Here is a 25,160-nt window from a genome sequence, read left to right on the forward strand (position 1 = left end):
GCGGGCGGCGGTCAGGTCCGGCGGGTCGTGAAGGGAAGCTCCGCGACGGTGCGCAGCATGGCGGCGACCGGTGTGCGCAGCCCGATCAGCAGGTCCTCGCCCGGACGGGTGTCGCCGTCGAGGAACCGCAGCAGACGTTCGGCGGGGACGTGGGCGAAGAGCCGTGTGAAGAAGTCGGGTCCGGCGATCCGGCCGGTGTCGAGACCGCGCAGCAGGACGGTGTCCATCAGGTGGGAGCGCGCGGAGTAGGCGCGCGGCGGCACGGGTTCCCGCCCTTGGTGCAGGGCCTCGGCGACCGCCCTGGTCTGGCGTTGCACGGCGGCGAACGCATAGCCGGTGGAGGGTCTGACGGCACCGCCGGCCGTGCCGATGCGGAAGACGTGCCGGCCGGCGCGGCGGGCGTGACGGGCGTCCGTCATGGGGATGACCCCGCGTTCCACGCCGCGGATCCGCAGGGGTCCGAGTCCGAGCACGGCGTCCGTGTAGTGGTGCAGCGCCTGGTCGTAGGCCGCGTCACCGAGGACCGAGGAACTGAACTGGGTGTACTCGACCAGCGCCTCGTGGGGGCCGAGGGGCAGGACGTAGCCGAAGGCGAGGCCGTGGTCCGGCTGAGGGGTGCGGAAGTCCATCAGCTCCACGGTGTCCGGGGTGAACGCGGGCCTCTCCGTCCGGACGAACCAACCTTTGAAGTGCTGCAGGAGCCGCACGCGGGCGGCACGGGGGGCGACGGCCGGCGGGCGGGAGTCGAAGACCCAGCGCGCACGGAGCCGGAGGTCGGCGCCGTCGGCGGTGCGGCACAGGGCTTCGGCGCCGCCGCCGGGCAGGTCGCGGACCTCCCCGACGACCGCCTCGGTCCGGTGCAGCGGGGCCAGCGCCGGCCGCAGCGCCCGCTCGAAGGCAGGGGAACGGAGCATCTTGTAGCGCAGTTCTCCGATGCCCCGGCTGTACGGCTCTCCGTCGGCTCCTCGGACCCGGAGCCGCTGCCACGAGGCGGTGAGCGCGCCGTCGTAGTCGCCGGCCCCCTTCTCCCAGTAGCACCAGGTGCGTTCCGGGGGACGCAGCGGGCCGGGAGGCGCGTCGACGAGCGTGACGCGCGGGGCGGGGACGCCCGGCGGAGGGGTGAGCAGGCGCCAGGCCAGGGAAAGGCCTGCGGCGCCCGCACCGATGATCAGGACGTCGCTGTCCGGCAACGCGTCTCCTTCCACGGTCCTCCGCCAGGCGGAGCGTGTTCCGTCGCGGGGTCGTCCGGCAGAGTCGTTCCACCGGAGGCGGCGTGCCGATCGCCGCGTCGGCGCGTTCGGCCCCCTGGATGGTCCCGTTCACCCGGTCGGCGGTGCCGGATCCGGCACCGCCCGCGTCCGGCGGCGCGCTCGCCGGTGGGGCCACCGGCCGGCGGGCCCGCTGTCTCTCGTGTCCCTTGCGCGCTCGGTGTTCCGGGCGTGTTCCTCAGCACACGTCCTCCGCCCCCTCACGTCCTCCCCCTCACGTCATCGCCTGTCCACCTCGTTCGCCGCGAGCGCCGCTTTCGGATGCACCTGTCCCCCCGGGGCCGTCAGGCGGGTGGCGGTGCGGACCTTGAGGGCTCCTTCCGCACCGCGCGATCCTCGGCGCCGCGCCCCCGACGCCTACGGCGATGACGGCGTCGAGGTGACCGGGCCACCCGGCAGTCCGACCGACGGCCGCCGCCCGAGCCGCGATCACCACACAACAGCGGGTGGCGGACGCCTCCTTCCGACCGCGTGCGGGCTCCCGACCTGGGGAGATGAGCGGGTCCCTGTTATCGTGCGCCGATGTCAACGATCAAACAGTTCCAGGTGACCTTCGACTGCGCGGAGCCCGCGCGCCTCGCCGCCTTCTGGTGCGAGGTGCTGGGGTACGTCCTGCCGCCGGTCCCGGAGGGCTTCGCCACGTGGGAGGAGCACCACCGCTCGCTGCCGCCCGAGGACGAGATCTACTTCGCCTGCACCGATCCCTCGGGTGCGGGCCCGCGCTTGCTCTTCCAGCGGGTTCCCGAAGGGAAGGTCGTCAAGAACCGGGTGCATCTCGACGTGCGGACCGGAGCCGGGCTCGTGGGTGAGGAACGCCTTGCCACGCTCGAGGCCGAATGCGCACGGCTGATGGCGCTCGGCGCGAAGCACGTGCTGACCCAGCGCGCCGACGGCGTCAACGAGTCGTGCATCACGATGCAGGACATCGAGGGCAACGAGTTCTGCCTCACCTGATCCTCCTCCGGGGCTGCGAGGTGCGGAGCCGTCTCCGGCCTCGGGGAGCATCGGGGCAAAGGGATCACCCCCGCGCGAGCGGGGGTGATCCGACAGCCGGACGAGCCGGTGCCTCGGCCGGTCCGGTCGCGTGCGGCTCCCCCGGGAGGAAGGTCACCTGCGGCGCGCCCGTGCGGGGATGCACGGTCACCTCGCTCGTCACTCCGTACACCTCGGACAGCAGTCGGGGCGTGAGGACCTCCACCGGCGGGCCCGATGCGGTGACCCTGCCGTCCCTGAGGACGTAGAGGCGGTCGCAGTAGTACGCGGCGAGGTTGAGGTCGTGCAGGGCGACCACGACCGTGGCGGGCAGCTTCCGCAGGGTGCCGAGGACATCCAGCTGATGCCGGATGTCCAGGTGGTTCGTCGGTTCGTCCAGGACGAGGAGGGACGGTTGCTGGGCGAGGGCGCGGGCGATGAGGACGCGTTGGCGTTCGCCGCCGGAGAGCCGGTCGAAGGGGCGGTGGGCCAGGTCGGTGGCGTCCACCGCGTCCAGGGCCCGCCCGACCAGTTCGGCGTCCTCGGCGGTGTCCCCGTCGAGGAGCCGCTTGTGCGGGGTCCGGCCCATGGCGACGACCTCGCGCACGGAGAGGTCGAAGTCGGCGCCGGACTCCTGCACCACAGCGGCCACGGTCCGGGCCAGTCGCCGCACGGGCAGCGACCAGGCGTCGGCACCGTCGACCCTGACGTGGCCGGTTGCGGGGCGCAGGACGCGGTAGACGGCGCGCAGCAGGCTGGACTTGCCGCTGCCGTTGGGTCCGACGAGGCCGATGACCTCGCCGGGGCGGGCGGTCAGGGACACGTCCGCGACCAGGCGGTGGGCGCCGGCGGTGAGGGTGACTCCGTCGACGACGAGTTCGGTGGCGCTCATGCCCCTCCTCGGTCGGTGGTCCGCCGTGCGTCACGGCGCATCAGCCACAGGAAGAACGGTCCGCCGCACAGGGCCGTGAGCACGCCGACGGGGATCTCCATGGGGGCCGCGACGACGCGTGCGGCGATGTCGGCCCAGATGAGGAAGACGGCGCCGCCGAGCGCGGCGGTCGGCAGGACGCGGCGGTGGTCGCCGCCGACGGCGAGGCGGACGACGTGCGGCAGCATCAGGCCGACGAAGCCGATCGGCCCGCACGCCGCGACCAGGACGCCGGTGACGAGGGAGAGCAGGACGAACATGCGGGCGCGGAAGCGGGGCACGTCCAGGCCCATCGTGGTGGCCGCCTCCTCGCCGGCGAGCAGCAGGTTCAGGTTGCGCGCCTGTGCCAGGAGGACGGCGATGCCCAGGATCAGGGCGGCGCCGGGCAGCCACAGCGTTCCCCAGTCGACGCCGCCGAGGCCTCCCAGGGTCCAGGCGAGGACCGCACGGGCCTCGTTGCCCCGGTCGGTGGTGAGGAGCAGCAGGTCCAGTACGGCGGTGAGCACCGCCGCGACGGCCACGCCGGACAGGACGAGCCGTGCCGAGGTGATCCTGCCGCCGGTGCGGGCGGTGGCGTAGACGAGCAGCAGCGCTCCGAGCGCGCCCGCGAACGCGGCGGCCGACAGCGACACCGGCCCGAACAGGGTGACGCCGAACACGATCACCGCGACGGCGCCCAGGGACGCCCCGGAGGAGACTCCGAGCAGGTAGGGCTCGGCGAGCGGGTTGCGGATCAGGGCTTGCAGGGCGGTGCCCACGACCGCGAGACCGGCGCCGGCCACGGCCCCGAGCAGCACGCGGGGCGCGCGGACGTCCAGCACGATGGTCTCGCGTGCCCGCGACCAGTCCGGCTCCGCCCAGTCGGCGCCCAGCGCGTGCGTGACGATGCCCCACACCTGGCCGGGCGGCACCTGGACCGAGCCGATCGCCAGGCCCGCCGTGGCGGACACCACCAGCAGCACGGCCAGGATCGCGAGGGTGACGGTGAGAGCGGCGGGGCCGGCCCGCCTGTCCTCGTGTCCGGCCGGTCGCGCGGCTCGCCCGGGGGCGGCGCCGGTGACCGGGGCCGTCAACGGAAGCTCTCGGGCTGGATGCCGCGGGCCATGTCCTCCACGGCGTACGCGGACCGGACGCCGACGAGGGTGGCGGTCAGCGGCAGGACGACGAACCGCTTGTTCCTGATGGCGGGCACGTCCTTCAGAGCGGGCCGGCCGAGCAGGAACCTCTTCTTCTGTTCGATGCTTCCGGCGCCCTCGTAGTCGTAGATCGCGATGACCTCGGGCTCGCGTTCGACGACCTGCTCCCAGGAGACGTCGCCGAAGACGTCGTCGAGGTCGGCGAAGACGTTCGTGCCGCCGGCCAGCCGGATCAATTCGGTGCCCAGGCTCTTGCCGCCCGCGGTGAAGGCGGACTTGTCACCGCTGTCGTACACGAAGACGGACACCGGGGGCTTGCCCCGGACGGCGGCGGAGGTTTTCCCGACGCGTGCCCGGAGGTCGGAGACCAGCTCGTCCGCCCGGTCGGACACTCCGAAGATCTTGCCGACGGTGCGGATCTCCTCGTAGGTGTCGTCCATCGTCACCCGCTTCTTCCCGCAGTACTCGCGGTTGAGGTGGGTGTCGACGCCCGCGTCCTGGAACGCCTTGCGGGAGCGGCCCTCGTTCTCGGCGAAGGCGCTGCCGTAGCCGCCGTAGACGAGGTCCGGCTCGGCGTCCAGGACGGTCTCGAAGGACGGTTCCTTCTCGGCCAGTTCCGGGATCGACTCGTAGTCCTTCTCCAGTTCGGGCAGGACGGCGGAGTCGGGGAAGGCGGTGCCGACCATGCGGTCCTTCAGACCGAGGGAGAGCATGAGTTCCGCCGGGTGCTGGTGGATGGTGACGACGCGGGCGGGCGCCTTGTCGTACGTCGTCCTCACGCCGCAGTTGTCGATGGTGACGGGAAAGGCGCCTGCCGACGGGGACGTGGCCTTCGCGTCCCGGACGGTGTCCTGCGGCGTGCCGCACCCGGCGGTGAGCAGGGCGGCCGACAGCGCGACGGCCGTGGCCGTGGCACGAAGGGCTCGGCGTCGGCGGGCAGGGGTGAACAGCGGGGAACGGTCGTACAAGTGAAGCCTCCTGGGGAGTCCGCGCTCCTCGGATCGGGCCCGCGACAGGCCAGTGTCCTGACTCCCGGATCGACGCTCCCCTTGCCTTCCCACGCGCGGCGCAGTGGCATGTCGAAGGGTGCACTCCCCGGTCACAGTGGCGGGACCGTGCCGGAATCGCACCGGCTTCCTGTCTCCCGTCGCGGTGATGACCTGCTGATCCTACGGCCCCCCGCGCCCGGGTCAAGATCGCGCGGCCCCCGCCGACGTCCACGACCCGGCACGCCTCCGGTGCGCCCGCGACGGAAGGATCCGTCCCCGCACGACGGTCTTCCCCGGGGTGTGACCCGCCTCTGGCCGAGGGCGGAGGCCGCTCCGGGTCGGAGAGGGGGAACGTCGCGGCGACGGCGGCCACGAGCCGTCCCTCCTCCGTGAGCCGGGGCGGAGTCGCGAGGCCTCGCCCGTCGGCCCGGCCCCCGTCCACCGACCGTCCGCACCGATCACGGTGTGGTCGGTGACACTTGACGGGGGCCTCTCCACGAGCGGTCTTCGGCAATGGCGGCCGGGCCGAAAGCGGGGGGTCAGGTGGGTGGTTTGTGGGCGACGGCGACGATCGCCGCGCGCGGTACCTCGGCGATGAAGGCGTCGTCGGAGCGGTAGACGACCGGCGCCGGTGTGAAGCCGGTCTTCTCGGGCAGGGTCGCCAGGTACGCGTCGTGCTGGAAGTACTGCTCCAGGAGTCGCCAGCGGGCGTCGGTTCCGCCGAGGGTGGCGAAGAACGCGCCGACTCCGTACATGTCTTCCACGTACGCGCACATGCGGCGGCACGCCTCTTCCCGGGTGGTGCCGCGGACGACGAGGGGGTCGTACAGGTCGACGACGCGGGCCGCCGTGCCCGCCTCGGCGAAGAGTTCGGTCAGGAGGCCGCGGGAGAAGTGGCGGTAGTCGTGGCCGGCCGTGGTGTGGGGGTGGACGATGTCGGTGAAGAACCGTGCCATGGGGCTGGTGTCGTCGAAGTCGTGCAGGACCACGTGGCCCCCGTCCCTGACGACGCGCAGGGCCTCGGTGACGGCGTCGAGCCTCTCCTGCGGCGCGATGTGGTGGGTTCCGTAGGCGAGCAGTGCCGCGTCCATGGTGCCGTCGGCGAGGAAGAGGTGGTCCGCGGACTGCCGGATGGCGGGCAGGCCCTGGGCGAGGGCTCGTTCGACCATGTCCCCCGAGAGGTCGCCCGTGAGGATGTGGAGGCGGTCGCGCAGGTCGGGGGCGTGGTCGTGGACGGCGCGGGCGATGGTTCCGTCGCCGCCCAGAACGTCGAGGACGGTGCGGGGGGCGGCCGTGTCGGAGGCCGCGCGGGAGGGAGCGGCCAGTTCGAGCAGTTGTCGCATTCCCTTCCAGCGGACGGAGGAGTCCTGCTGGGCCCTGCGGTAGGTGTCGCCGCGCCCGGTGTCGTCGGAATCGAATTCCGTGGTCGTCGCGGCCAGCGCTCTGAGCGCTTTGTCGGAACCTGGGCGGCCGAAATCCACGGACGATTTCAGGACCGGGTGGGCCGGAACCGTGTCGCGCAGATAATCTTCGAGGGTCAGGGACGGTAAGTAGGTTTCCGTTCCCGCCGGTGCATCCTCCTGCATTTCCACCAATCCGGTCAGTCGATGGATGTCGTCGCGGACGACTGGTCGTTCCGCATGCGGGGTCTTCACCCTCCGCAATCCATGAGCGGCCCGTTATTCCATCGGGCGGCACCGGGGTGCGCGCCGGGCGGAGTTCGGGGGCGCCGGCGCTCGGCCAGTCCGGTCCGCAGTTTCACCGTCGCACCCTTTCAGGGCGCCGATCCCGCGTCAAGGGTGCTCACGCGGGAGTGCCCCCTCCGAGGCCAGTCGTACCGGCCGTTCCTGTCGACGGCGCGAACTCCGGGGAAAGGGGCGGGGCTTCTGCCGGGATTCGGTCCCCGTGTTTCATGCCCGGCGGGCAGGGGCGGTACGCAGGGGATTCCGGAGGTATGAATTCACCCATATCGGAGGTATGCCGTCGGCGCGTCGGGGCCGGTCGCACGTCGGACCGGCCCCGGAGTGGTCGATTCGTGTCGTGAGGCGTGACCGTTGTTTACTTTTCGCCTCCGGTCCAGACGGATATCCCCCGAAATTCCCCTTCCGGTCGGGATCCGGTCGACGAATCCCCTCTTCCCGCCGCCTTGCGGCGGAGAGGGCGGGAAGGGGAGCGGTCGTCGGGGGGCGGTCTTCGGGGTCCGTCGTGGGGGTGGTCGTGGCCGGGAGGAAGGAATCGTCCGGCGGTTCCCTGGTAGGTTGGCGTCCCTTCGTTCTTCCCCGCGCGCCCGTACCGGTCGGCCGGGTGTGCGCCCGGTGAAACCGGGAAGTCGTTTCCCTGTTCCCTTCGGCGAGTTCTCGGAAGAAGGACGCGGGAATCCCAGGGGCGCCGCCGGGAGGGCTCCACGAGCGAGGAGAGGCGGAACGGGGCTGTCATGTCGTGGATGAACGATGTGCTGACAGCGGTGTCGGACATGAGCCCGGTCGCCAGGTTCGCCCTGGCCTCCGCGTTCGCGTTCGCGGAATCCGGTCTCGGGGCCGGCATGGTCGTCCCCGGCGAGGTCGCGGTCCTGGCCCTGAGCGCCGGAACGGAGGGGACGCGCCCGCTGCTGGCCCTCTTCCTCGTCGTCACGCTCAGCAGCTCGGCCGGCGACCACGTCGGCTACTTCCTCGGCATCCGCTACGGGCAGCGCATGAGGGAGACGCGCCTGGTACGGCGGATCGGGCAGCACCACTGGGACCGCGCGCAGGAGCTCTGCCACCGGCACGGGGCGCGCGCCGTCTTCCTGACCCGGCTCCTGCCCGTGGTGCGCACCCTCACCCCCGCGACCGCCGGAGTCGGCTCCGTGCGCTACCTCCGCTTCCTGCCCGCCTCCCTCGCCGGAGCCGCGATGTGGTCCGCGCTCTACGTGTCCGCGGGAACGCTGGTCTCGGCCTCCCTGCGCGAGGCCGAGACCCTGCTCTCCACCATCCTGTGGTCCCTGCTGGGCGTGGCGGCCGCCCTCACGCTCGCGACCGTGTGGTGGCGGCGCAGGCACCGCCGCCGCAGCTCCTGACCGCGCGTCGCCCCGTCCCGTGCCGCTCGCCGGGGACGACGCGGTCCGTCGGTGGGTCGTCACGTCACTCGTCGGGGGGCCGGCGAACGGCGCGCGCGGCGAGGACCGTCATCGCCGCCATCAGGCCCAGGGCCGCGCACAGCGCCGCGGTCACCTCGCTTCCGACCTGCCCTCCCAGGGCGAGGCTCCGCGACGCCTCCACCGCGTGGCTCACCGGATTGACGGTGGCGACGGCCGCCAGCCAGCCGGGCAGCACGTCGACCGGCACGAACGCGCTGGAGGCGAACATCAGCGGGAAGCTGACGAAGAATCCGATGCTGGAGAGCACCTCGACCTTCCGCAGCCACGCGGCGAGCGCGATGAAGATCCAGATCAACGACCAGATCACCACCGTGGACAGCGCCAACGCCGCCACCAGTCCCACCGCCCCTCCCCCGGCCCGGTAGCCGAACAGCAGGTGGCCCGCGACGACCAGGACCAGCAGCTGCATTCCCGAGCGCGTCAGATCGGCGATCGAGCGCGCCACCAGCACCATCGGCAACGACAACGGCAGGACGCGGAAGCGGCGTACCATCCCGCCCTCCATGTCCCGCACCAGACCCACCCCCGCGGACTGCGAGGTGCCGATCCCGGTGGTGACGAGGAGAGCGGGCAGCAGGAACTCGATGTAGGACACTCCGCGCGGCAGGATCGAGCGGTCCGCGAGGCTGCCGAAGACCTGGCTGATCAGCAGCAGCATCACCACCGGCTGCGCCACGCTGAACAGCACCACCCTGCGGTCCGCGTAGACCAGGCGGATCTGGCGTGCGGTGAGGACCCGGAGTTGCGCGGCCCTGCCCGCCGGTCTCCAGCGCGGGACCCGCTCCTCCGTCGCGGGCCCGGCCGAGGGCGTCATCGTCCCAGGTGCGTTCACGGGGTCTCCGGGGTGTCGCCGGTGCGCCGTTCGGCCTCCGGGAGGGTGATCCGGGGGGCCGCACGCGCCGGAGCGGGGGCGGGAGGGCGGTCGAGGGCAGCCGCCGCCGGGGCGGGGGCGTCGGGGGCCGTGGCGGTGAAGGCGAGGTAGACGTCGTCCAGGGAGGGCTCCGCGTAGCGGATCTCCGTGACGTTCTGTCCCACGGCGTCCAGCACCCGGATCACCACGGCCAGATCCGCCGAATCCCCCGCCGGCACGGTCAGCTCACCGCGCCCGTCGTCCACGTCCGACGGGAAGCCGGCCCGGCCCAGGGCCTCGGCGGCCACGGTCCTGTCGCCCTGCGGTCCGACCCGCAGCGAGATGGAACCGCTGCCGGCCCGTGCCTTCAGCTCCACCGCCGTGCCCGACGCCAGGACCCGGCCCGCCCCCAGGACGGTGATCCGGTCGGCGAGCCGGTCGGCCTCCTCCAGGTACTGCGTCGTCAGCAGGACCGCCGTCCCGTCCCGCGCGAGCCCCTGCACCCTCTCCCACAGGCCGAGACGGCTGGGCAGGTCCAACCCCACGGACGGCTCGTCCAGGAACAGGACGTCGGGACGGCCGACCAGCCCGAGCGCCAGATCCAGCCGGCGGCGCATCCCGCCCGAATACGTCGCCGCCCTGCGCCCCGCGGCGGCACGGAGGCCGAACGCCTCCAGCAACTCGTCCGCCCGGCCGGCCGCCTGCGCCTTGGAGGCCCCGCACAGCCGGGCCACCAGGACGAGGTTGTCGTGACCGGAGAGCTCCTCGTCGAGCGCGGCGAACTGCCCGGTGACGCCGATGCGCCGACGCACCTCGTCGGGCCGGCCGGCCACGTCGAAGCCGGCGACCGAGGCGGTGCCCGAGGTGGGGGGCGTGAGGGTGGACAGGACGTTGACGAGGGTGGTCTTGCCCGCCCCGTTGTGGCCCAGCAGGCCCATGATCTCCCCGCGCGCCACCGTCAGGTCCACGCCGTCGAGGGCCTGGACCGCGCCGAAGCGCTTGCGCAGGCCGGTGGCGCGGATCACCTGGTCCACCGCCATCAGCTCAGCACGCGCCCGTGGTGCGCGCGCGCCGCGCGGGACCGCCGGTGGTCCAGGTGGACGAAGGTGCGCTGGAGCCAGCGGTCCTGTCCGTCGTAGCGGGGGACGAAGGCGGTACGGCCGTGCAGCGCGACGCGGTTGTCCACGTACACCAGGTCGGCCGGTTCCAGGACCAGTTCCTCGGAGACGGTGCGGACGGCGTCCGCCAGGGCCTCCATGGCCTGCCTGCCCCAGGGGTCGCTCGTGTGGGTGGCGTGGAAGTCGACGCGTATGTCCGGGTCCTCCGCGTCCCCGGTGAGCACGGCGTGCGGTTTGGTCCCGCTGTCCGGCCGCCCGAAGGAAGGGGGCGGCTCGGTGGTGAACAGGGGCCGCCGCAGCGTTTCGCGCGTCCCGGGGTCCAGGTGGTCCATCGCGGCGCGGACGGAGGCGACCCGCAGTCCCGCGGCCCGGTCGTGGTCGCTGCGGACGCAGAACAGGCCCACGTAGTCGGGGCGGTGGGGGTGGAAGGCGTTCTCGGTGTGCATCTCCAGCGGGACGGAGCCGGCGTTGGACTGCTGGCCCTCCCGGCCGGGCACGGGCACCACGTTCTGCACGAGCGCGCCCTGCTTCTCGTTGCGGTAGGCGATGACGTCGCCCAGTTCCATGGAGAGGGCGCACAGCACGGAGGCGCTCAGCGTCGCCCTGCGCTCCACGGAGTCGGCCTCCCGCGGAGTGGCCGGCACGCTGTCGGCGGCGGGGAGGTTGCGCAGGAGCAGTCTGCCGGTGGGGCCGGGGTCGTGGCGGAAGGCGCGGAGCCGGTCCTGGAGACGGGCGGGCAGGTGGCAGGAGAGGGTGCGGCACCGGTCGAGCCATTCCCTCTCGTCCACGAGGCCGGGGCGCGTGCGCGTCAACTCCAGGGCCAGGGCCGCCACGTCGCCGCGTTCGGCTTCGGACAGGGTGAAGGTGTTCTCGGGTTCCATGCTGTTTCTCCGGGGGTGGGGAACCGTTCGGTTCGGATGTGCGGTGGGCGGCCGGGCGGGGACGTGCCTCAGCCGCGGCGCGGTTCCGCGACGGCGAACACGCTGTGGCGGTCGCTGCCCGCGTACCGGTCCTCCTGCTCGGTGAAGACGGTGAACCCGCGCCGCTCCAGCTCGTCGGCCACCGCCCGCAGCCGGCCTGCGGTGCTGCCGCCGGGGCTGTCGTGCACCTCCATGGCGATCTGGCGGACGAGTGGCCAGTGACGGTCCTCCAGTCCCCGCAGCACCTCCCGCTCGCCGCGCTGGACGTCGATCTTCAGCAGGTCGATCCGGTCGACGGGATGCTCGTCGAGGACGGCGGAGAGCGGGCGGAGCCGGCAGGTCACCTTCTCCTCCCGGAACCGGAAGGCGAGGAGTTCGTCCAGCATCCGCTCGGCCTCGGGCAGGTGGTCGGTCCGCACCTGCCCCCGGACGAAGGCCCGTTCCGCCTCGGTGTCCGCCAGGGTGCTGCGCGTGGACATGGTCGAGTAGCCGGGATAGTGGGTGAACTCGACCTGCTGTTCCGCCTCGGCGAGGCCGTAGGGATGGACGAGCCCCGCCACCGCGTGGCGCTCCCGGTTGCGGCGCAGGACGTCGTACACCGGGGGGACCGGTTCGAAGGAGTGGACCGTCGCGCCGGGCCTCTCGGAGCGTACGAAGAGGGTGAACATGCCTATGTTGGCCCCGACGTCGAAGACCACGGGGGCCTCGGGCAGGCGCAGGGCCTCGGGCAGGTAGGCGCGGCGGGTGAAGATCTCGTCGTAGAGGAACTCGGTCTCGTGCCGGTTGAGGCCTTCCACGTCGGCGAGGGCGATGGTCATCGGCGGCCTTCCCGCGGGGTGCGCGGCGGCTGTCCGCCGCGGGGGGAGCGGCCGTGGTCCGACATGGCGACCAGGATGCGGCGGTCGCCGGTGAAGGGCCTGCGGCCGTGGGCCGCCTGGACGTTGTCGACGAGCATGAGGTCGCCGGGCCGCCAGTCGTTGTCCACGGCGTGTTCCAGTCCGCGGTCGCGCACCTGGCGTGCGTGCTCGGCCGGTATCGGGGAGCCGTCCGCGAAGGCGACCGACTGGGGCAGTTCCTCCGGGGGCAGCATCTCCATCAGCGCGGCGGCGGCCTCGTCGCCGAGCGTGGCGGGGTGCCACTGGTCGCTCTGGTTGAACCACAGCCGCTCGCCGGTGACGGGGTGCTCGATCGTCGCGGGCCGCACGTGGCTGACGCGCAGTCCGTTGCGGGCGTTCCACTGCCAGGTGGCCCCGGTGCGGGAGAGGTACTCCTCGACCTCCGAGCGGTCCTCCGTCTCGAAGGTGTCCTGCCAGCTCTTGCCGAGCCCGCGTCCCCCGTGGAGGTTCTGGGTGTAGCGCAGGCCGCCCGCGAAGGCGTCGCGGACGTCCTGGTCCAGGGCCCGGTACCAGGCGGCGTTGTCCACCACCGGAGTCGCGCCGCCGCTGTCGGCCGCCCGCTCGCAGTAGAAGAGCAGCCGGGCCGGCCACTGCGCGGCGTACGACATCTCGCTGTGCATCGAGATGGTGTACTCCGCTGGGTACTCCGTGGAGGTGTACACGTTGTGGCCGACCTTGGTGCGCGGGGAGTTGCCGAAGACGTAGGGCAGGCGGTCGGGGAGCAGGAGCGGCATGATCTTCTCCAGCTCCCGCGGGTCCACTCCGAAGCCGCTCAGGACCAGCACCTTGTGGGCGGCCAGGAGTTCGTCGGTGTGCGCGGAGTCCTGGAGGAGGCCGGCCAGGGCGTCGGCGGTGGCGGGCAGCGCGTGGCTGTCCGGGCTGATCACGGCGGGCCGCCAGGGGGCGGTCGGTTCCATGGAGGGCTCTTTCATGCGTCGAGGAATTCGGTGATGAGCCGGTTGACCCGGTCGGGCTGTTCGAGGTAGCCGTAGTGGCCGCAGTCGGGCACCACGTGGTAGTCGGCTTCGGGCAGGGCGTCGGCGATCTCCTCGGCCAGGTGCGCCGGGGCCACGATGTCGTCGGCGAAGGCGATCACCCGGCAGGGGGCGGTGATCCGGGCCAGGTCCTCCCCGTGGTCGTCGGCGGCGCTGATCTCCAGCTGGGTGCGGACACCGGGGCCCGCGGTCGCCGCCAGTTCGAAGAGGTCGAGCCAGTCGGCGATCCGCTCGTCGTCCGCGAGCGTCCGGGGCGACAGGTTCTGCATGGCCCGCACCACCGCCCGGTAGCGGGGCGGGACGGTGACGCCGCTGTCGGCGAGGTCGGCCTCGGCTTCGGTGGCGGCGGCCCTCATCCGGTCCGCGCGTGCGCGCGGCGCCATCAGGACGCACCGGGAGACCAGGTCGGGGCGGGTCCGGGCGACCTCGCACGCGACCCTGGCCCCCAGGGACGTCCCCACGACCGCGCAGGGGCCCAGGCCGAGGTGTTCGATCAGGCCGACGGTGTCGGCGGCCATGTCCTGGAGGGTGAAACCGGGTCCCCCGCCGCTGGGGGCGATGCCCCGGTTGGTGAACGTGACGGCCTCGAAGCCCGCGGCGACCAGCGCGGGCACCTGGTGCAGGTGCCAGCCCGTTCCGGCGGCGCCGCTCCCCATGATCAGGAGGACGGGGGGACCACTGCCGGTGCGTTCGTGGTCCAGGTCGATCCCGTTGATCCGTGCCAGCATCCGGGCTTCCTCGCAGTTCGTCGGTGGTCTCCAGGACCGGGGTCGGGTCGGTGGACGGGCGCGGGGGCGCGGGCGGGCGTCTCGCACCGGGCCGCCCGCCCGCGCCCCCCGGGGTCACCTGGTCGCGCCCTCGGACTTCTCGTGGGCCTCCATGGCGTCGATGAGGCTCTGGGGACGCATGTCGGTCCAGTTCGCCTCGATGTAGTCCAGGCACTCCTGGCGCGGGCGCTCGCGCACCACGGCCCGCCAGCCGTCGGGGATCTCGACGAAGTGGGGCCACAGCGAGTGCTGGTTCTCGTCGTTGACCAGGACGTGGAAGACGCCCTCGGCGTCGTCGAAGGGGTTGGTCATCGTCATCCCTCTCGTTTCTTCGTGGTGGCTCCCCGCAGGGAGTCCAGTCGGTGGGTCAGGACGCGGCCGGCTTCGGCGACCGACGTCGGTTCGGTGAGCATGGACATGTGGGAGGCGTCCAGCCGGTGCACCTCGACGCCTCCTTCGGTGTGCGGCTCCCACGCCGCCGGGTCGAGGGTGCGGGTGCGTTCCGCGGTCATCAGGACGATCCCGCACCGGACGCGGCCGGGGGTGAAGGAGCGCATGAGCCGGACGTTGTTGACGTAGACGTCCTTGGCCGCCGTCAGTTCGGCGTCGTCGAGGTGGCCGAGCGAGCTGTCCACCCGGCGCAGGTGGGCGCGGAACCGCTCCAGCGGGAAGCGCCCGGCGCGCTGGTCGTCCTCCTCCCACGCGAACCCCGACTCCCGCAGGTTGGCCGCCACGATCTCGGCATCGGACCCCTCGGCCCGTCCGCCGGGGTCCCCGGTGCGGTGGGGGGGATAGGCGTCCAGCATGGCGAGCAGTTCCACCCGCTGTCCGTCGCGCTCCAGCAGGCCCGCCGCGGTGTGGGCCACGTGGGCCCCCAGCGACCAGCCGAGCAGCCGGTAGGGGCCGTGGGGGCGGACGCGGCGGATCAGCCGGACGTAGTCCTCGGCCATCTCCTCGACGCTCCTCGGCAGGCCTGTGCCGCCGGCGGGCGTGCGGGCCTGCAGGGCGTGGAGGGGGACGTCGGCGGGGAGCCACGGCAGGAGGCTCGCGTACGCCCATCCCAGGCCGACGGCCGGGTGGACGCAGAACAAGGGCGGCTGGTCGCCCCGGCCCCGCAGGGTGAGCAGGGGCGCCGGGGCGCGGCGCTCGGCGCCCCGGGCGATGTGGGCGGCCAGGGCGGCCGGGGTCGGAGCCTCGAACAGGTCCCGTGCGGCCAGGGGCACGCCCAGGCGCTCACGGACCCTGGCGACCAGGCGGACGGCGAGCAGCGAGTGCCCCCCGTTCTCGAAGAAGCCGTCGTCGGCGCCGAACGACGTGCGCTCCAGGACCTCGGCGAACACCTCGCACAGGGCGGCTTCGCGTTCGTCGCGCGGCGGCCGTCCGGCTTCCTCGGCGAGCGGTTCCGGGGCGGGCAGGGCGTCCCGGTCGAGCTTGCCGTTGGCGGTGGTCGGCAGGGCGTCCAGCACCAGGAAGGCGGCGGGCACCATGGGGGGCGGGAGGAGGGCCGCCAGGTGCGCGCGGAGTTGGGCCGCGGTGGGGCGGGGCGGGCCGTCGGCCGGTACCGCGTAGGCCACCAGCGCGCGTCCGCCCGGCCCGTCCTCCCGCAGGGCGACCGCCGCCTCCCGCACGGCGGGGTGCTCGGTGAGCCGGGCCCGGATCTCACCGGGCTCGACGCGGAAGCCGCGCAGCTTGATCTGCTCGTCGACGCGTCCCATGTGGTGGACGCGGCCCTCCCGGTCCCGGCGCGCCAGGTCGCCGGTGCGGTACATCCGCTCCCCCGGTTCTCCGAACGGGCAGCCGACGTACCGGATCGCGGTGAGCGCCGGGCGGCCGCCGTAGCCGCGCGCCAGTGACGCGCCGGCCAGGTACAGCTCGCCCGTCACGCCGGGCGGGACGGGGCGCAGCCGGTCGTCGAGCACGTAGGCCCTGGTGTTGGGCACGGGGGTGCCGATGGCGGGCGGCGGGCCACCGGGGGTCAGGGGCTCGCTGGTCAGGGTGACGGCGGTGGCCTCGGTGGGGCCGTAGATGTCGAGCATGCGACGGCCGGGGGCCCAGCGGTCGACGAGGGGGGAGGTGACCGCCTCGCCGCCGACGACGAGGCAGCGCAGGTCCTCCAGCCCTTCGGTGGGGAGGCCGCTCAGTACCGCCGGGGGGATGAAGGCGTGGCTGATGCGGTGCTCGGCCAGCATGTCGGCGAGCGGTTCCCCGGCGAGGAGGGGCCCGTCGGGCAGGACGAGGGTCCCGCCGGTGGTGAGGGCCATGAGCAGTTCCAGTACGGCGCCGTCGAAGGACGGCGAGGCGATCTGCAGCACGCGGCTGCCGGGCTCCACCGGGTACCGCTCGCGCTGCGCGGTGGCCAGGGAGAGCAGGCCGCGGTGTTCGGTGACCACGCCCTTGGGGCGGCCCGTGGAACCGGAGGTGTAGACGACGTACGCGGCGTGACCTGCGGTGAGGGGGGCGTTGCGGTCGCCGTCGGTGAGATCGGTGGCCTGCTCCGGGGCCGGTTCGTCGCCGGGGACGAGGACCGGGACGCCGGCGATCTCCTCGCGTCCCGCCGCGTACGGGGCGTCCGCCAGGACCAGGGCGCAGGCGCTGTCGCGCAGCATGAAGGCGATGCGCCGTCCGGGGTGGCCGGGGTCCACCGGTACGGCGGCGCCGCCGGCCTTGGCGATGGCCAGCAGGGCGGTGATCTGCCCGGGGGAGCGCGGCATCAGGGTGGCGACGCGGTGTTCGGGGCGGATGCCGCGCCGCACCAGCACTCGGGCCAACCGGTTGGCACGGGCGTTGAGTTCGGCGTACGTCAGGTGGTGGCCGGCGTGTTCGAGGGCGGTGGCGTGCGGGGTGCGGGCGACCTGCTCCTCGAACATCCGCGGGAGCGTCGCGACCAGGTCCGCGCGCCGGGTGGCGTTCCACGCGGTGACCACCGTGTGCCGCTCGTCGGCCGCGAGAAGTTCTCGTGCGCCGATGGCGGCGGCCGGTTCCGCCGTCCAGATCGCCAGCATCCGGGCGAAGCGGTCGAGGAGGCTCTGGGCGGTCTCCCGGTCGAAGAGGTCGGCACTGTATTCGAGGGCGGTCTCGATGCCCGTGGGCCGCCCGTCCTCCCCGTGGTTCTCCAGGAAGGTGAACATCAGGTCGAACTTCGAGCGGGCGGCGTCCACGTGGTGCGGTGTGACGGAGAGTCCGGGGGGCCGGCCGCCCTGGCGGTCCATCTGCTCCTCGGTGTTGTTGCAGGAGAGGGCGACCTGGAAGAGGGGGTGCCGGCCGAGGGACCGGGTCGGGCTCAGCCGCTCCACCAACTGTTCGAAGGGCAGGTCCTGGTGGGCGTAGGCGGCCAGCGCGGTCTCGCGGACCCGGCCGACGAGTTCGGCGAAGGTGGGGTCGCCGGAGGTGTCGGTCCGCAGGACGAGGGTGCTGACGAAGAATCCGACCAGCTCCTCCACCGCTTCGTCGGTGCGCCCGGCGACCGGGGCGCCGATGGGGATGTCCTCCCCGGCGCCCATGCGGGTGAGGAAGGCGGCGACGGCGGCCTGGACGACCATGAACGCGCTGGCCCGGCAGGTTCTGGCCAGCTCGGTCACGGCGGAGTGGACCGTCGCCGGGAGCGTCAGCCAGACCTGGCCGCCGGTGCGGGTCGGGCGGGCGGGGCGCGGCCGGTCGGCGGGCAGCCTCAGCTCCTCGGGGAGCCCCGCCAGCTGCTTCTCCCAGTAGGCCAGTTGGACGGCGGCGGGGCTGGCGGGATCCGCGGGGTCGCCGAGGTGGCGCCGTTGCCACAGGGCGTAGTCCGCGTACTGCACCGGCAGGGGTCGCCAGTCGGGCGCCCGGCCCGCGCGGCGCGCGGTGTAGGCGGTGAACAGGTCGCGCAGGAGCCGCCTGCCCGACCAGCCGTCGCTGGCGATGTGGTGGAGGACCAGCACGAGGACCCGGCTGCGCGGGCCGCTCTCCAGGAGCCAGGCGCGCATCGGCGGTTCGGACTCCAGGTCGAAGCGGTGGGCCGCCAGCTCGGCGAGGGTGCGGTCGACGTCCTGGTCGGCGACCGGGAGGACGGTGAGGGCCCGGGCCGCCGGCCGGGCCGGGAGCACCTTCTGGTACGGGCCCTCGGGGCCCTCGGGGAAGACGGTGCGCAGCGTCTCGTGCCGTTCGGTCACGTCGTGCAGCGCGGCCCGCAGCGCCGGGACGTCGAGGTCGCCGTCGAGCCGGAGGGCCCGGTGGATGTTGTACGTGGCGTCGGGGCCGGTGAGCCGGTGCATGATCCACAGCCGCTGCTGGGCGTAGGAGAGCGGGACGTGCTCGGGTCGCCGCGCGGGCGTCACCGGGGGGCGCCTGCCGTCATGGGGGTCCAGCAGCGCGGACAGGGAGCGCACCGTGGGGTGTTCGAAGAGGCGGCGCACCGGCATCTCCGTGTCCAGGGCCGCCCGCACCCGGCTGGCCAGCCGGGTGGCCAGCAGGGAGTGCCCGCCGAGGGCGAAGAAGTCGTCGTCGATGGAGACCCGCGGGCGCCGCAGCACGTCGGCGAAGATGCCGCACAGTATCTCCTCGCGGGGGGAGCGGGGCGCTCCCCCGGCCGGGGCGCCGGCGGCGGAGGGTTCCGGCAGCGCGGCCCGGTCGATCTTGCCGTGGGGCGTGACGGGCAGCGCGGGCAGCTCCACGAGGTGGGCGGGGACCATGTAGGGCGGCAGGGTCCCGCGCAGGTGTTCCAGGATCTGCTCGGTGGGGAGCGGCGCCGGCGGCCCACCCCGCGCTCCTTCCGGCTCGGTGGGGACGGCGTAGGCGACCAGCCGGGCGTCGCCGGGCGTGTCCTCCCGCAGCACCACCGCGGCGCGGCGGACCGCGGGGTGGGCCGCCAGCGCCGCCTCCACCTCGCCGGGCTCCACCCGGAAGCCGCGCAGGCTGATCTGGTCGTCCACCCTGCCCAGGTACTCCAGCAGGCCGTCGTCGTTCCAGCGGACGAGGTCGCCGGTGCGGTACATCCGCTCCCCGGCGGCGTAGGGGCAGGCGACGAAGCGCTCGGCGGTCCTGCCCGGGTCGCGGAGGTAGCCGCGGGCCAGGCCGGCGCCGGCGACGTACAGCTCGCCAGGCACGCCGACCGGCACCGGGGCGAGGCCGGGGCCCAGGACGAACAGGCGGGTGTTCCACAGGGGCCGTCCGATGGGGACCGGTCCGTCGCCGACCGGGTCACGGGGGGCGATGCGGTGCTCGGAGCAGTTCACGGTCGTCTCGGTGGGTCCGTAGACGTTGTAGACGGTGACGTCCGGGTGGTCGGCGCGCCAGCGCCGCAGGTGGCGGCCGGTGAGCTGTTCGCCGCCGAAGGTGATCGCCCCGGTCGGGCTGACCTCGCCCGGCAGCCCTTCGAGGACGGGCAGGTGACTGGGGGTCACCTTCACGAAGTCCGGGGACGCCTCGCCGGGGCGCAGGACCGGTTCGTCGTCCAGGGAGGCGAGGCGCACGGTGCCGCCGCTGATCAGCGGGACGTACAGGGCGCCGACGGTGAGGTCGAAGGAGACCGGCGAGTGCACCAGGGAGCGTCCGTCGGACGGGTACTGGTCCGAGCCGCGCAGCAGGTAGCCGACGAGGGAGCGGTGGGTGGCGACCACGCCCTTGGGGCGGCCGGTGGACCCGGAGGTGTAGATGGCGTAGGCGGCGTTCCGGGGGTCCAGGGGTGCGGGGAGTTCGCTCGCGGCCAGCGGGCCGCCGGGCAGGCCCTGGAGGGCGGCGGTGGTGCCCGGGTCGTCCAGGACCAGCAGCGGGAGCCCGGCCGGCAGCCGGTCGGCGAGGTCGGCGGTGGTGACGGTGAGGACGGGGTCGGCCTCCCGCAGGAGCCGGGCCACCCGGTCGGCCGGGTGGGCGGGGTCCACCGGCACGTAGGCGGCTCCGGTCTGCCACACGGCGAGCGCGGTCTCGACCAGTTCGGGCGAGCGCGGCAGCACGAGGGCGACGAACCGCTCGGCCCGCGCCCCGCGCTTCGCCAGCAGGCGGGCCAGGCGGCCGGAGCGGTCGGCGAGCCGGGCGTAGTCGAGGGAGCGGTCGGCCGTCTCCACGGCGATCCGGCCGGGGGTGCGGGCGGCCTGCCGGAGGAACAGCTCGATGGCGGTGGTGTCCTCGACCTCGCGCGCGGTGTCGTTGAACTCGTCCAGCACCAGGGCGCGTTCGGTGTCGTCGAGGACGTCGAGCCTGCCCAGCGGCAGGTCCGGGGCGGCCAGGAAGGCGTCGACGAGCCGCAGCAGGCGGTCGCGCAGGGCGGCCGCCCTGCGCGGCGTGACCGCGCTGGGCCGGTGGCCGAGGCGGAAGCGCATCGGCGGTCCGGGGGAGGCCAGGAGGCCGAGCGGGTAGTGCATGGCGTCGCGCATCCTGGAGGCCGCCACGCGTACGCGTCCCGGCGTGTCGGCGGAAGCGTCGGAGGGCTCGTCGGCGGGGCCGTCCGGGTAGTTCTCGAACGCCATCACAGAATCGAACAGCTCGCCCCGGCCGGCCAGGCGCTGGATGTCTGCCAGCCGCAGGTGCTGGTGGTCGAGGAGCGCGCTCTGCTCGCGCTGCAGCCGCCGCAGGAAACCCGTCAGGGGTTCGTCGGCGGGCATCCGGGCCCGCAGCGGGACCGTGTTGGCGAACAGACCGATCATGGATTCGACGCCGTCCAGCTCCGGCGGGCGTCCGGAGACGACCACCCCGTACACCACGTCCTGGCTGCCGGTGGTGCGGGCCAGGGTCAGGGCCCACAGCCCCTGCACGACCGTGTTGAGCGTGAGGCCTGCGCCTCGCGCGGCCGCGGTCAGTCCGGCGGAGGCGGTCTCCGACAGCGCGAAGTCGAGCCACGTCGGCGCCTCCGCGGCCCGGTCGGCCCGCGGGGCGACGAGGGTGGGGGCCTCCAGGCCCGCCAGGGCCCCGCTCCAGGCCTCCCGCGCGGCCCCGTGATCGCGGCCCCCCAGCCAGGCGAGGTAGTCCCGGTAGGGGCGCACCGGCGGCAGGGCGGAGGCGTCGCCCCCGGTGCGGTAGAGCAGCATGAGCTCGCGCAGCAGCATCGGCATCGACCAACCGTCCAGCAGGATGTGGTGGTTGGTGAGGGCGAAGCGGTGGCGGTCGTGGGCCGTACGCAGCAGCAGGAACCGCACCAGCGGCGGCTTGGAGGGCCGGAAACGGCGCCAGCGGTGCTCCTCGAGGCGTCGGGCCGCCTCCGCGTCCGGGTCGTCGGCCGCGCGCAGGTCGGCCTCCTCCCAGGGGAGTCCGACCTCCCGGGGGACGAACTGCACCGGGTTCTTCAGGGCGCGGGTCGCGAAGCCCGCCCGCAGGTTGTCATGGCGGCGGAGCAGGGCCTCGGCCGCCGCGCGCAGCGCCGGGACGTCCAGCGGTCCGCGCAGCTCCACCTCGGTCTGGACGGTGTAGACGTCGACGGCCTCGTCCCCGGCGTATTCGCTGTGGAAGAGGAGGCCCTCCTGCAGCGGGGACAGGGGCAGGACGTCCTGTAGGGATCCGCGCATCAGCCGGCCTTCCACTCTGCTTCGAGCTGGTCGAGTTCGGCGTCGGAGAGTTCGACCAGGGGGGCCGGGTCCGACAGGGGCGGGGGGCCGGCCGGGGGCGGTTCGGCGGACGCGAGCTCCTCCAGCTCGCGGAACCAGAGTCCGGCGAGTTCGCGGACGTCCCGCTCCCGGTGGAGCCGGCCGGCCCAGGACCAGGTGGCGATCAGACGCGGGCCCTCGGGCCCCTCGACGGCGACCGCGGTGACCTCGATCTCGTGGGCCAGGGGGAGCCCGGCGGGCTGGCCGGCGAGCCCGCCGGCCACCGGCGACCAGTCCGGGGTCCGGTCGGCCGCGTCCCGGTCAGCGCCCGAACCACCGAACCGGCCCAGGTAGTTGAAGCCGAAGCGCGGGACGGGCAGGACGGCGAGCCGTTGGCGTGTGCGCGGGTTGAGGTAGCGCAGGAGGCCGTAGCCGAGACCGGCGTCGGGCGCCCGGTCCAGGATCGCGCCCAGCGCCCGCAGCGCGCCGGTCCGGTCGTCGCCGGGCCCGGCGGCGGGCACCCGGACCGGGTGGGCGGCGGTGAACCAGCCGACCGTGCGGGAGAGGTCCGCTCCGGGGACGACGTCCTCCTCGCGGCCGTGGCCCTCCAGGTCCACCGTGACGCCGTCCGCGGCCTCCGCCGGACGCCAGCGCCGCACGGCGGCGGCGAACGTCCCGAGCAGCACTTCGCTCACCCCGACGCCGAGCGCGGCGGGCACCGGGCCGAGCACGGCGCGGGTGGCGGCGGCCGGGAGGGTCAGGGAAAGGGCCTCCTCGGTGCTCCGGTCGTCGAGGGCGGGGTCGAGGCGGCCGGTCTCCCAGGGCCGCGGCGACTGCTCCTCCCAGTGGGCGCACCGCTCGGCGCGGCGCGGGTCGGCCGCCAGCTCCGCCAGCTGCCGGGCCCAGGTCCGCAGCGGGGTGCCCACCGGGTCGAGGCGGGGCTCCCGGCCCTCGGCGAGGGCCTGCCACGCGCTGCCGAGGTCGGCGGTGAGGATGCGCCAGGAGACTCCGTCCACGACGAGGTGGTGGGCGACGAGCGCGAGGTGTCCCGGCTCCCGGGGCCCCCGGTCGAACCAGACGGCGCGCAGGACGGAGCCCTTCCGCGGGGCGAGCCGGTCGCGGGCCGCGGCGCAGTGCGTCCGCACCAGCCGGTCCAGCTCCTCCTGCTCCGTGCCCGCCGCGTCCACCCGCTCCAGTACGGTGGCCGCGTCCACCGCACCCGCCTCGGCGATCTCCATCCGCCAGTGGCCGTCCTCCGGTTCGGCCCGCATCCGCAGCGCGTCGTGGTGGTCGAGGAGCGTCTGGAGGGCGCCGGTCACGACGGCCGCGTCGGCCTCGGCGGGGACGCGCAGCAGCACGGACTGGTTGTACCCGTCGACCTCGCCGCCCAGCTCGGCCAGCCAGGAGCTGATCGGCGTCGGCGCCACCGGCCCGGTCCCCCGGCCGCCGAGCACCTCGGTCGCCGGGCCGCCGGGCCGCGAGCGGGCGGCGAGGGCGGCGGGCGTGCGCTGTTCGAAGACGTCGCGGACGGTCATCCGGCCGCCCGCCGCGCGCACCCGGCCGACGAGCCGGATGGAGCCGATGCTGTCGCCGCCGAGGGTGAAGAAGTCGTCGTCGGTCCCGACCTCCGCGAGCCCCAGCACCTCGCGGAACGCCTCGCACAGCACGCCTTCCCACGCGTCGCGCGGCGGCCTGCTCGCGTGCGGGGTGCCGGCGGGCGCCGGCGGCTCGGGCAGCGCCCGGTGGTCGAGCTTGCCTCCCGGAGCCAGCGGCAGGGCGTCCAGCCGGACGAACGCGGCGGGGACCATGTACCGGGGCAGCCGGGACGCGAGCGCCTGCCGGAGGGCGTCCAGGTCGAACCGCTCCGGCGGGGCCGTGACGTAGGCGAGGAGGCGTTCGCCGCGCAGGACGACGGCGGCCTGGCCGATCTCCGGGCGGTCGAGCAGGGCGGTCTCGATCTCGCCCGTCTCGACGCGGAAACCGCGCACCTTCACCTGGCCGTCGCGGCGGCCCAGGTACTCGAGGTTGCCGTCGGCGCGCCGGCGGGCGAGGTCGCCGGTGCGGTACATCCGCTCCCCCGGCTCCCCGAACGGACAGGGCACGAACCGCTCGGCGGTCAGTCCCGGCCGGCCCAGGTAGCCCCGGGCCACCCCGACGCCGCTGACGTACAGCTCGCCGGGGACGTTGGCGGGGACCGGGCGCAGGCGTTCGTCCAGGACGAACAGCCGGTGTCCCGCCAGGGGGCGGCCGATCGGCACGATGTCGGGGGGCAGGGCGTCGCCCGGTTCCAGGACGAAGTCCGCGCAGCTCACGGTGGCTTCGGTGGGACCGTAGTCGTTGTAGACGCGCATGTCCGGGTGCGCCCGGCGCAGCCGGGCGAGACGGGCCGCGGTCAGCTGCTCGCCCCCGACGACCAGGTCGGCCGCGGGTGCCGCCCAGGAGGCGATCGTGTCCAGGTAGGCGAGGTGGGAGGGGGTGACCTTGAGCAGGTCGGGGCGGGCCGGGGCGTCCCGCTCCGGTGCGTCGAGGTCCGCCACCACGACGCAGCCGCCGGCGATCAGCGGGGTGAACAGGGTGGTCACCGTGAGGTCGAAGGCCGGCGAGCCGTGCAGCAGCGCGGTTCCGGCGGCTCCCCGGTACCGGGCGGCCGAGCGGACCAGGAAGGCGGCGAGGGAGCGTTGTTCGACCACGACGCCCTTGGGCGTGCCGGTGGACCCGGAGGTGTAGACGACGTACGCCGGGTCGTGGCTCGTGGCCGGTGCGCGGCGGTCGGCGTCGGTGCAGTCGCCGCCGTCGAGCCCGGCGAGCGCCGCCTCGGTGGCCGGGGCGTCGAGGCGGACCACGGGGCCGGCTCCCGCCGGGAGGGAGTCCTGGGTCCCGGTGTGGGCGAGGACGAGCACCGGGCGGGCGTCCTCCAGCATGTGGGCGATCCGCTCGGCGGGCAGCTCGGTGTCCAGGGGGACGTAGGCGGCCCCGGCCTTCTGGACGGCCACCAGGGCGGTGATCAGTTCGGGGCCGCGCGGCAGCAGGACGGCGACGGTGTCCTCGGGGCCCGCTCCACGGGCGGCGAGGAGCCGGGCCAGCCGGTTGGCCCGGTCGTTCAGCTCGGCGTAGGAGACCTCCCGGTCGCCGTGGCGGACGGCGGGGGCGTGCGGGGTGCGGGCGGCCTGCGCCTCGAACAGGTCGGGGAAGCGGGCGTCGTCCGCGGGGGCGACTGCTCCGGGGCCGGGCTCGCTCCACGCGCCCTCCAGGAGCGCGCGTTCGCCCGGCAGCAGGACGTCGATCTCGTCGAGCCGGGCGCCGGGCGCGGCCACCGCGGCTTCGAGGACCCGGCCGAACCGCTCCGCCAGGCGCTCGGCGGTGCCGCGGTCGAACAGGTCGGTGCTGTACTCCAGCACCCCGCGCAGTCCGGCGGGGCCGCCGTCGTGGGCACGGGTCTCGGTGAGCGCGAAGGTGAGGTCGAACTTGGACGTGGTGACGCCGAGCCGCCGCCCGCTCACGGTCAGCCCGTCCAGTTCCGGTGCGGCGTCGCGTGCCCGGGCCGTCTCGGCCGTGTCGTAGTTCAGCGAGACCTGGAAGAGCGGGTGGCGGGCCAGCGAGCGTTCCGGATCGCGGAGCTCCACCAGGCGTTCGAAGGGGAGGTCCTGGTGCGCGTACGCCCCCAGGTCGGTGGCCCGCACCCGCTCCAGCAACTC

The 25,160-nt window shown here is 74.2% G+C and carries 16 protein-coding genes and 1 riboswitch; of the genes, 2 read left to right on the plus strand and 14 right to left on the minus strand.

Features of this window, described 5'->3' with window-relative positions; genetic code table 11:
- Nucleotides 1-11 precede the first annotated feature (11 nt).
- Nucleotides 12-1,190, minus strand: a complete 1,179-nt coding sequence (locus IE245_RS34150) for a lycopene cyclase family protein (RefSeq protein ID WP_189954849.1) — start codon at nucleotides 1,188-1,190, stop codon at nucleotides 12-14.
- A gap of 600 nt (nucleotides 1,191-1,790) precedes the next feature.
- On the opposite strand from IE245_RS34150, the gene IE245_RS34155 reads away from it, so the two are divergent.
- Entirely contained in the window at nucleotides 1,791-2,222 is a 432-nt protein-coding gene (locus IE245_RS34155) for a VOC family protein (RefSeq protein WP_189954851.1), read from the plus strand.
- A gap of 64 nt (nucleotides 2,223-2,286) precedes the next feature.
- On the opposite strand, the gene IE245_RS34160 is transcribed toward IE245_RS34155, so the two are convergent.
- The 4 genes from IE245_RS34160 to IE245_RS34175 all read right to left on the minus strand — a co-directional run bounded on the left by IE245_RS34160 (nucleotide 2,287) and on the right by IE245_RS34175 (nucleotide 6,777).
- A complete protein-coding gene (locus tag IE245_RS34160; protein ID WP_189954853.1) occupies nucleotides 2,287-3,132 on the minus strand; it encodes an ABC transporter ATP-binding protein in 846 nt (281 codons plus the stop codon).
- Nucleotides 3,129-4,244 carry a FecCD family ABC transporter permease gene (locus IE245_RS34165; RefSeq protein WP_189954855.1) on the minus strand — a complete coding sequence of 372 codons (1,116 nt, stop codon included), beginning with the start codon at nucleotides 4,242-4,244 and terminating at the stop codon, nucleotides 3,129-3,131. The genes IE245_RS34160 and IE245_RS34165 overlap by 4 nt, the downstream gene beginning before the upstream one ends.
- Nucleotides 4,241-5,275, minus strand: a complete 1,035-nt coding sequence (locus IE245_RS34170; RefSeq protein WP_189954857.1) for an ABC transporter substrate-binding protein — start codon at nucleotides 5,273-5,275, stop codon at nucleotides 4,241-4,243. The genes IE245_RS34165 and IE245_RS34170 overlap by 4 nt, the downstream gene beginning before the upstream one ends.
- 45 nt (nucleotides 5,276-5,320) lie before the next feature.
- A riboswitch (cobalamin riboswitch) is annotated at nucleotides 5,321-5,470 on the minus strand.
- 365 nt (nucleotides 5,471-5,835) lie between these two features.
- Nucleotides 5,836-6,777: a class I SAM-dependent methyltransferase gene (locus IE245_RS34175; protein ID WP_229851966.1), complete on the minus strand. Its 942-nt coding sequence runs from the start codon at nucleotides 6,775-6,777 to the stop codon at nucleotides 5,836-5,838.
- Nucleotides 6,778-7,739: 962 nt separating this feature from the next.
- Here IE245_RS34175 and IE245_RS34180 point away from each other — a divergent pair.
- A complete protein-coding gene (locus tag IE245_RS34180; RefSeq protein WP_229851968.1) occupies nucleotides 7,740-8,351 on the plus strand; it encodes a DedA family protein in 612 nt (203 codons plus the stop codon).
- A 64-nt stretch (nucleotides 8,352-8,415) separates the two neighbouring features.
- On the opposite strand, the gene IE245_RS34185 is transcribed toward IE245_RS34180, so the two are convergent.
- The 9 genes from IE245_RS34185 to IE245_RS34225 all read right to left on the minus strand — a co-directional run.
- Nucleotides 8,416-9,264 (minus strand): ABC transporter permease, encoded by an 849-nt coding sequence (locus tag IE245_RS34185; RefSeq protein WP_229851970.1) that lies wholly within the window; start codon nucleotides 9,262-9,264, stop codon nucleotides 8,416-8,418.
- Nucleotides 9,261-10,322, minus strand: a complete 1,062-nt coding sequence (locus IE245_RS34190; protein WP_189954868.1) for an ATP-binding cassette domain-containing protein — start codon at nucleotides 10,320-10,322, stop codon at nucleotides 9,261-9,263. The genes IE245_RS34185 and IE245_RS34190 overlap by 4 nt, the downstream gene beginning before the upstream one ends.
- On the minus strand, nucleotides 10,322-11,281 hold the full coding sequence (locus IE245_RS34195) for a TauD/TfdA family dioxygenase (RefSeq protein WP_189954875.1): 960 nt from the start codon (nucleotides 11,279-11,281) through the stop codon (nucleotides 10,322-10,324). The genes IE245_RS34190 and IE245_RS34195 overlap by 1 nt, the downstream gene beginning before the upstream one ends.
- A 68-nt stretch (nucleotides 11,282-11,349) precedes the next feature.
- Entirely contained in the window at nucleotides 11,350-12,138 is a 789-nt protein-coding gene (locus IE245_RS34200) for an FkbM family methyltransferase (protein ID WP_189954877.1), read from the minus strand.
- The gene (locus tag IE245_RS34205; RefSeq protein ID WP_189954885.1) at nucleotides 12,135-13,133 is read right to left on the minus strand and encodes a TauD/TfdA family dioxygenase; all 999 of its coding nucleotides are present in this window, start codon (nucleotides 13,131-13,133) and stop codon (nucleotides 12,135-12,137) included. Before IE245_RS34205 ends, IE245_RS34200 begins: the two co-directional genes overlap by 4 nt.
- An 11-nt stretch (nucleotides 13,134-13,144) precedes the next feature.
- A complete protein-coding gene (locus IE245_RS34210; RefSeq protein WP_189954887.1) occupies nucleotides 13,145-13,939 on the minus strand; it encodes an alpha/beta fold hydrolase in 795 nt (264 codons plus the stop codon).
- 114 nt (nucleotides 13,940-14,053) lie between these two features.
- The gene (locus tag IE245_RS34215; RefSeq protein WP_189954899.1) at nucleotides 14,054-14,290 is read right to left on the minus strand and encodes an MbtH family protein; all 237 of its coding nucleotides are present in this window, start codon (nucleotides 14,288-14,290) and stop codon (nucleotides 14,054-14,056) included.
- Nucleotides 14,291-14,292: 2 nt separating this feature from the next.
- Entirely contained in the window at nucleotides 14,293-21,447 is a 7,155-nt protein-coding gene (locus tag IE245_RS34220) for a non-ribosomal peptide synthetase (protein ID WP_189954890.1), read from the minus strand.
- A partial coding sequence (locus tag IE245_RS34225; RefSeq protein WP_189954892.1) for a non-ribosomal peptide synthetase occupies nucleotides 21,447-25,160 on the minus strand: 3,714 nt, incomplete at its 5' end. The genes IE245_RS34220 and IE245_RS34225, both read right to left, overlap by 1 nt.

It is taken from the genome of Streptomyces roseolus (genome assembly GCF_014649855.1).
Lineage (GTDB): Bacteria > Actinomycetota > Actinomycetes > Streptomycetales > Streptomycetaceae > Streptomyces > Streptomyces roseolus.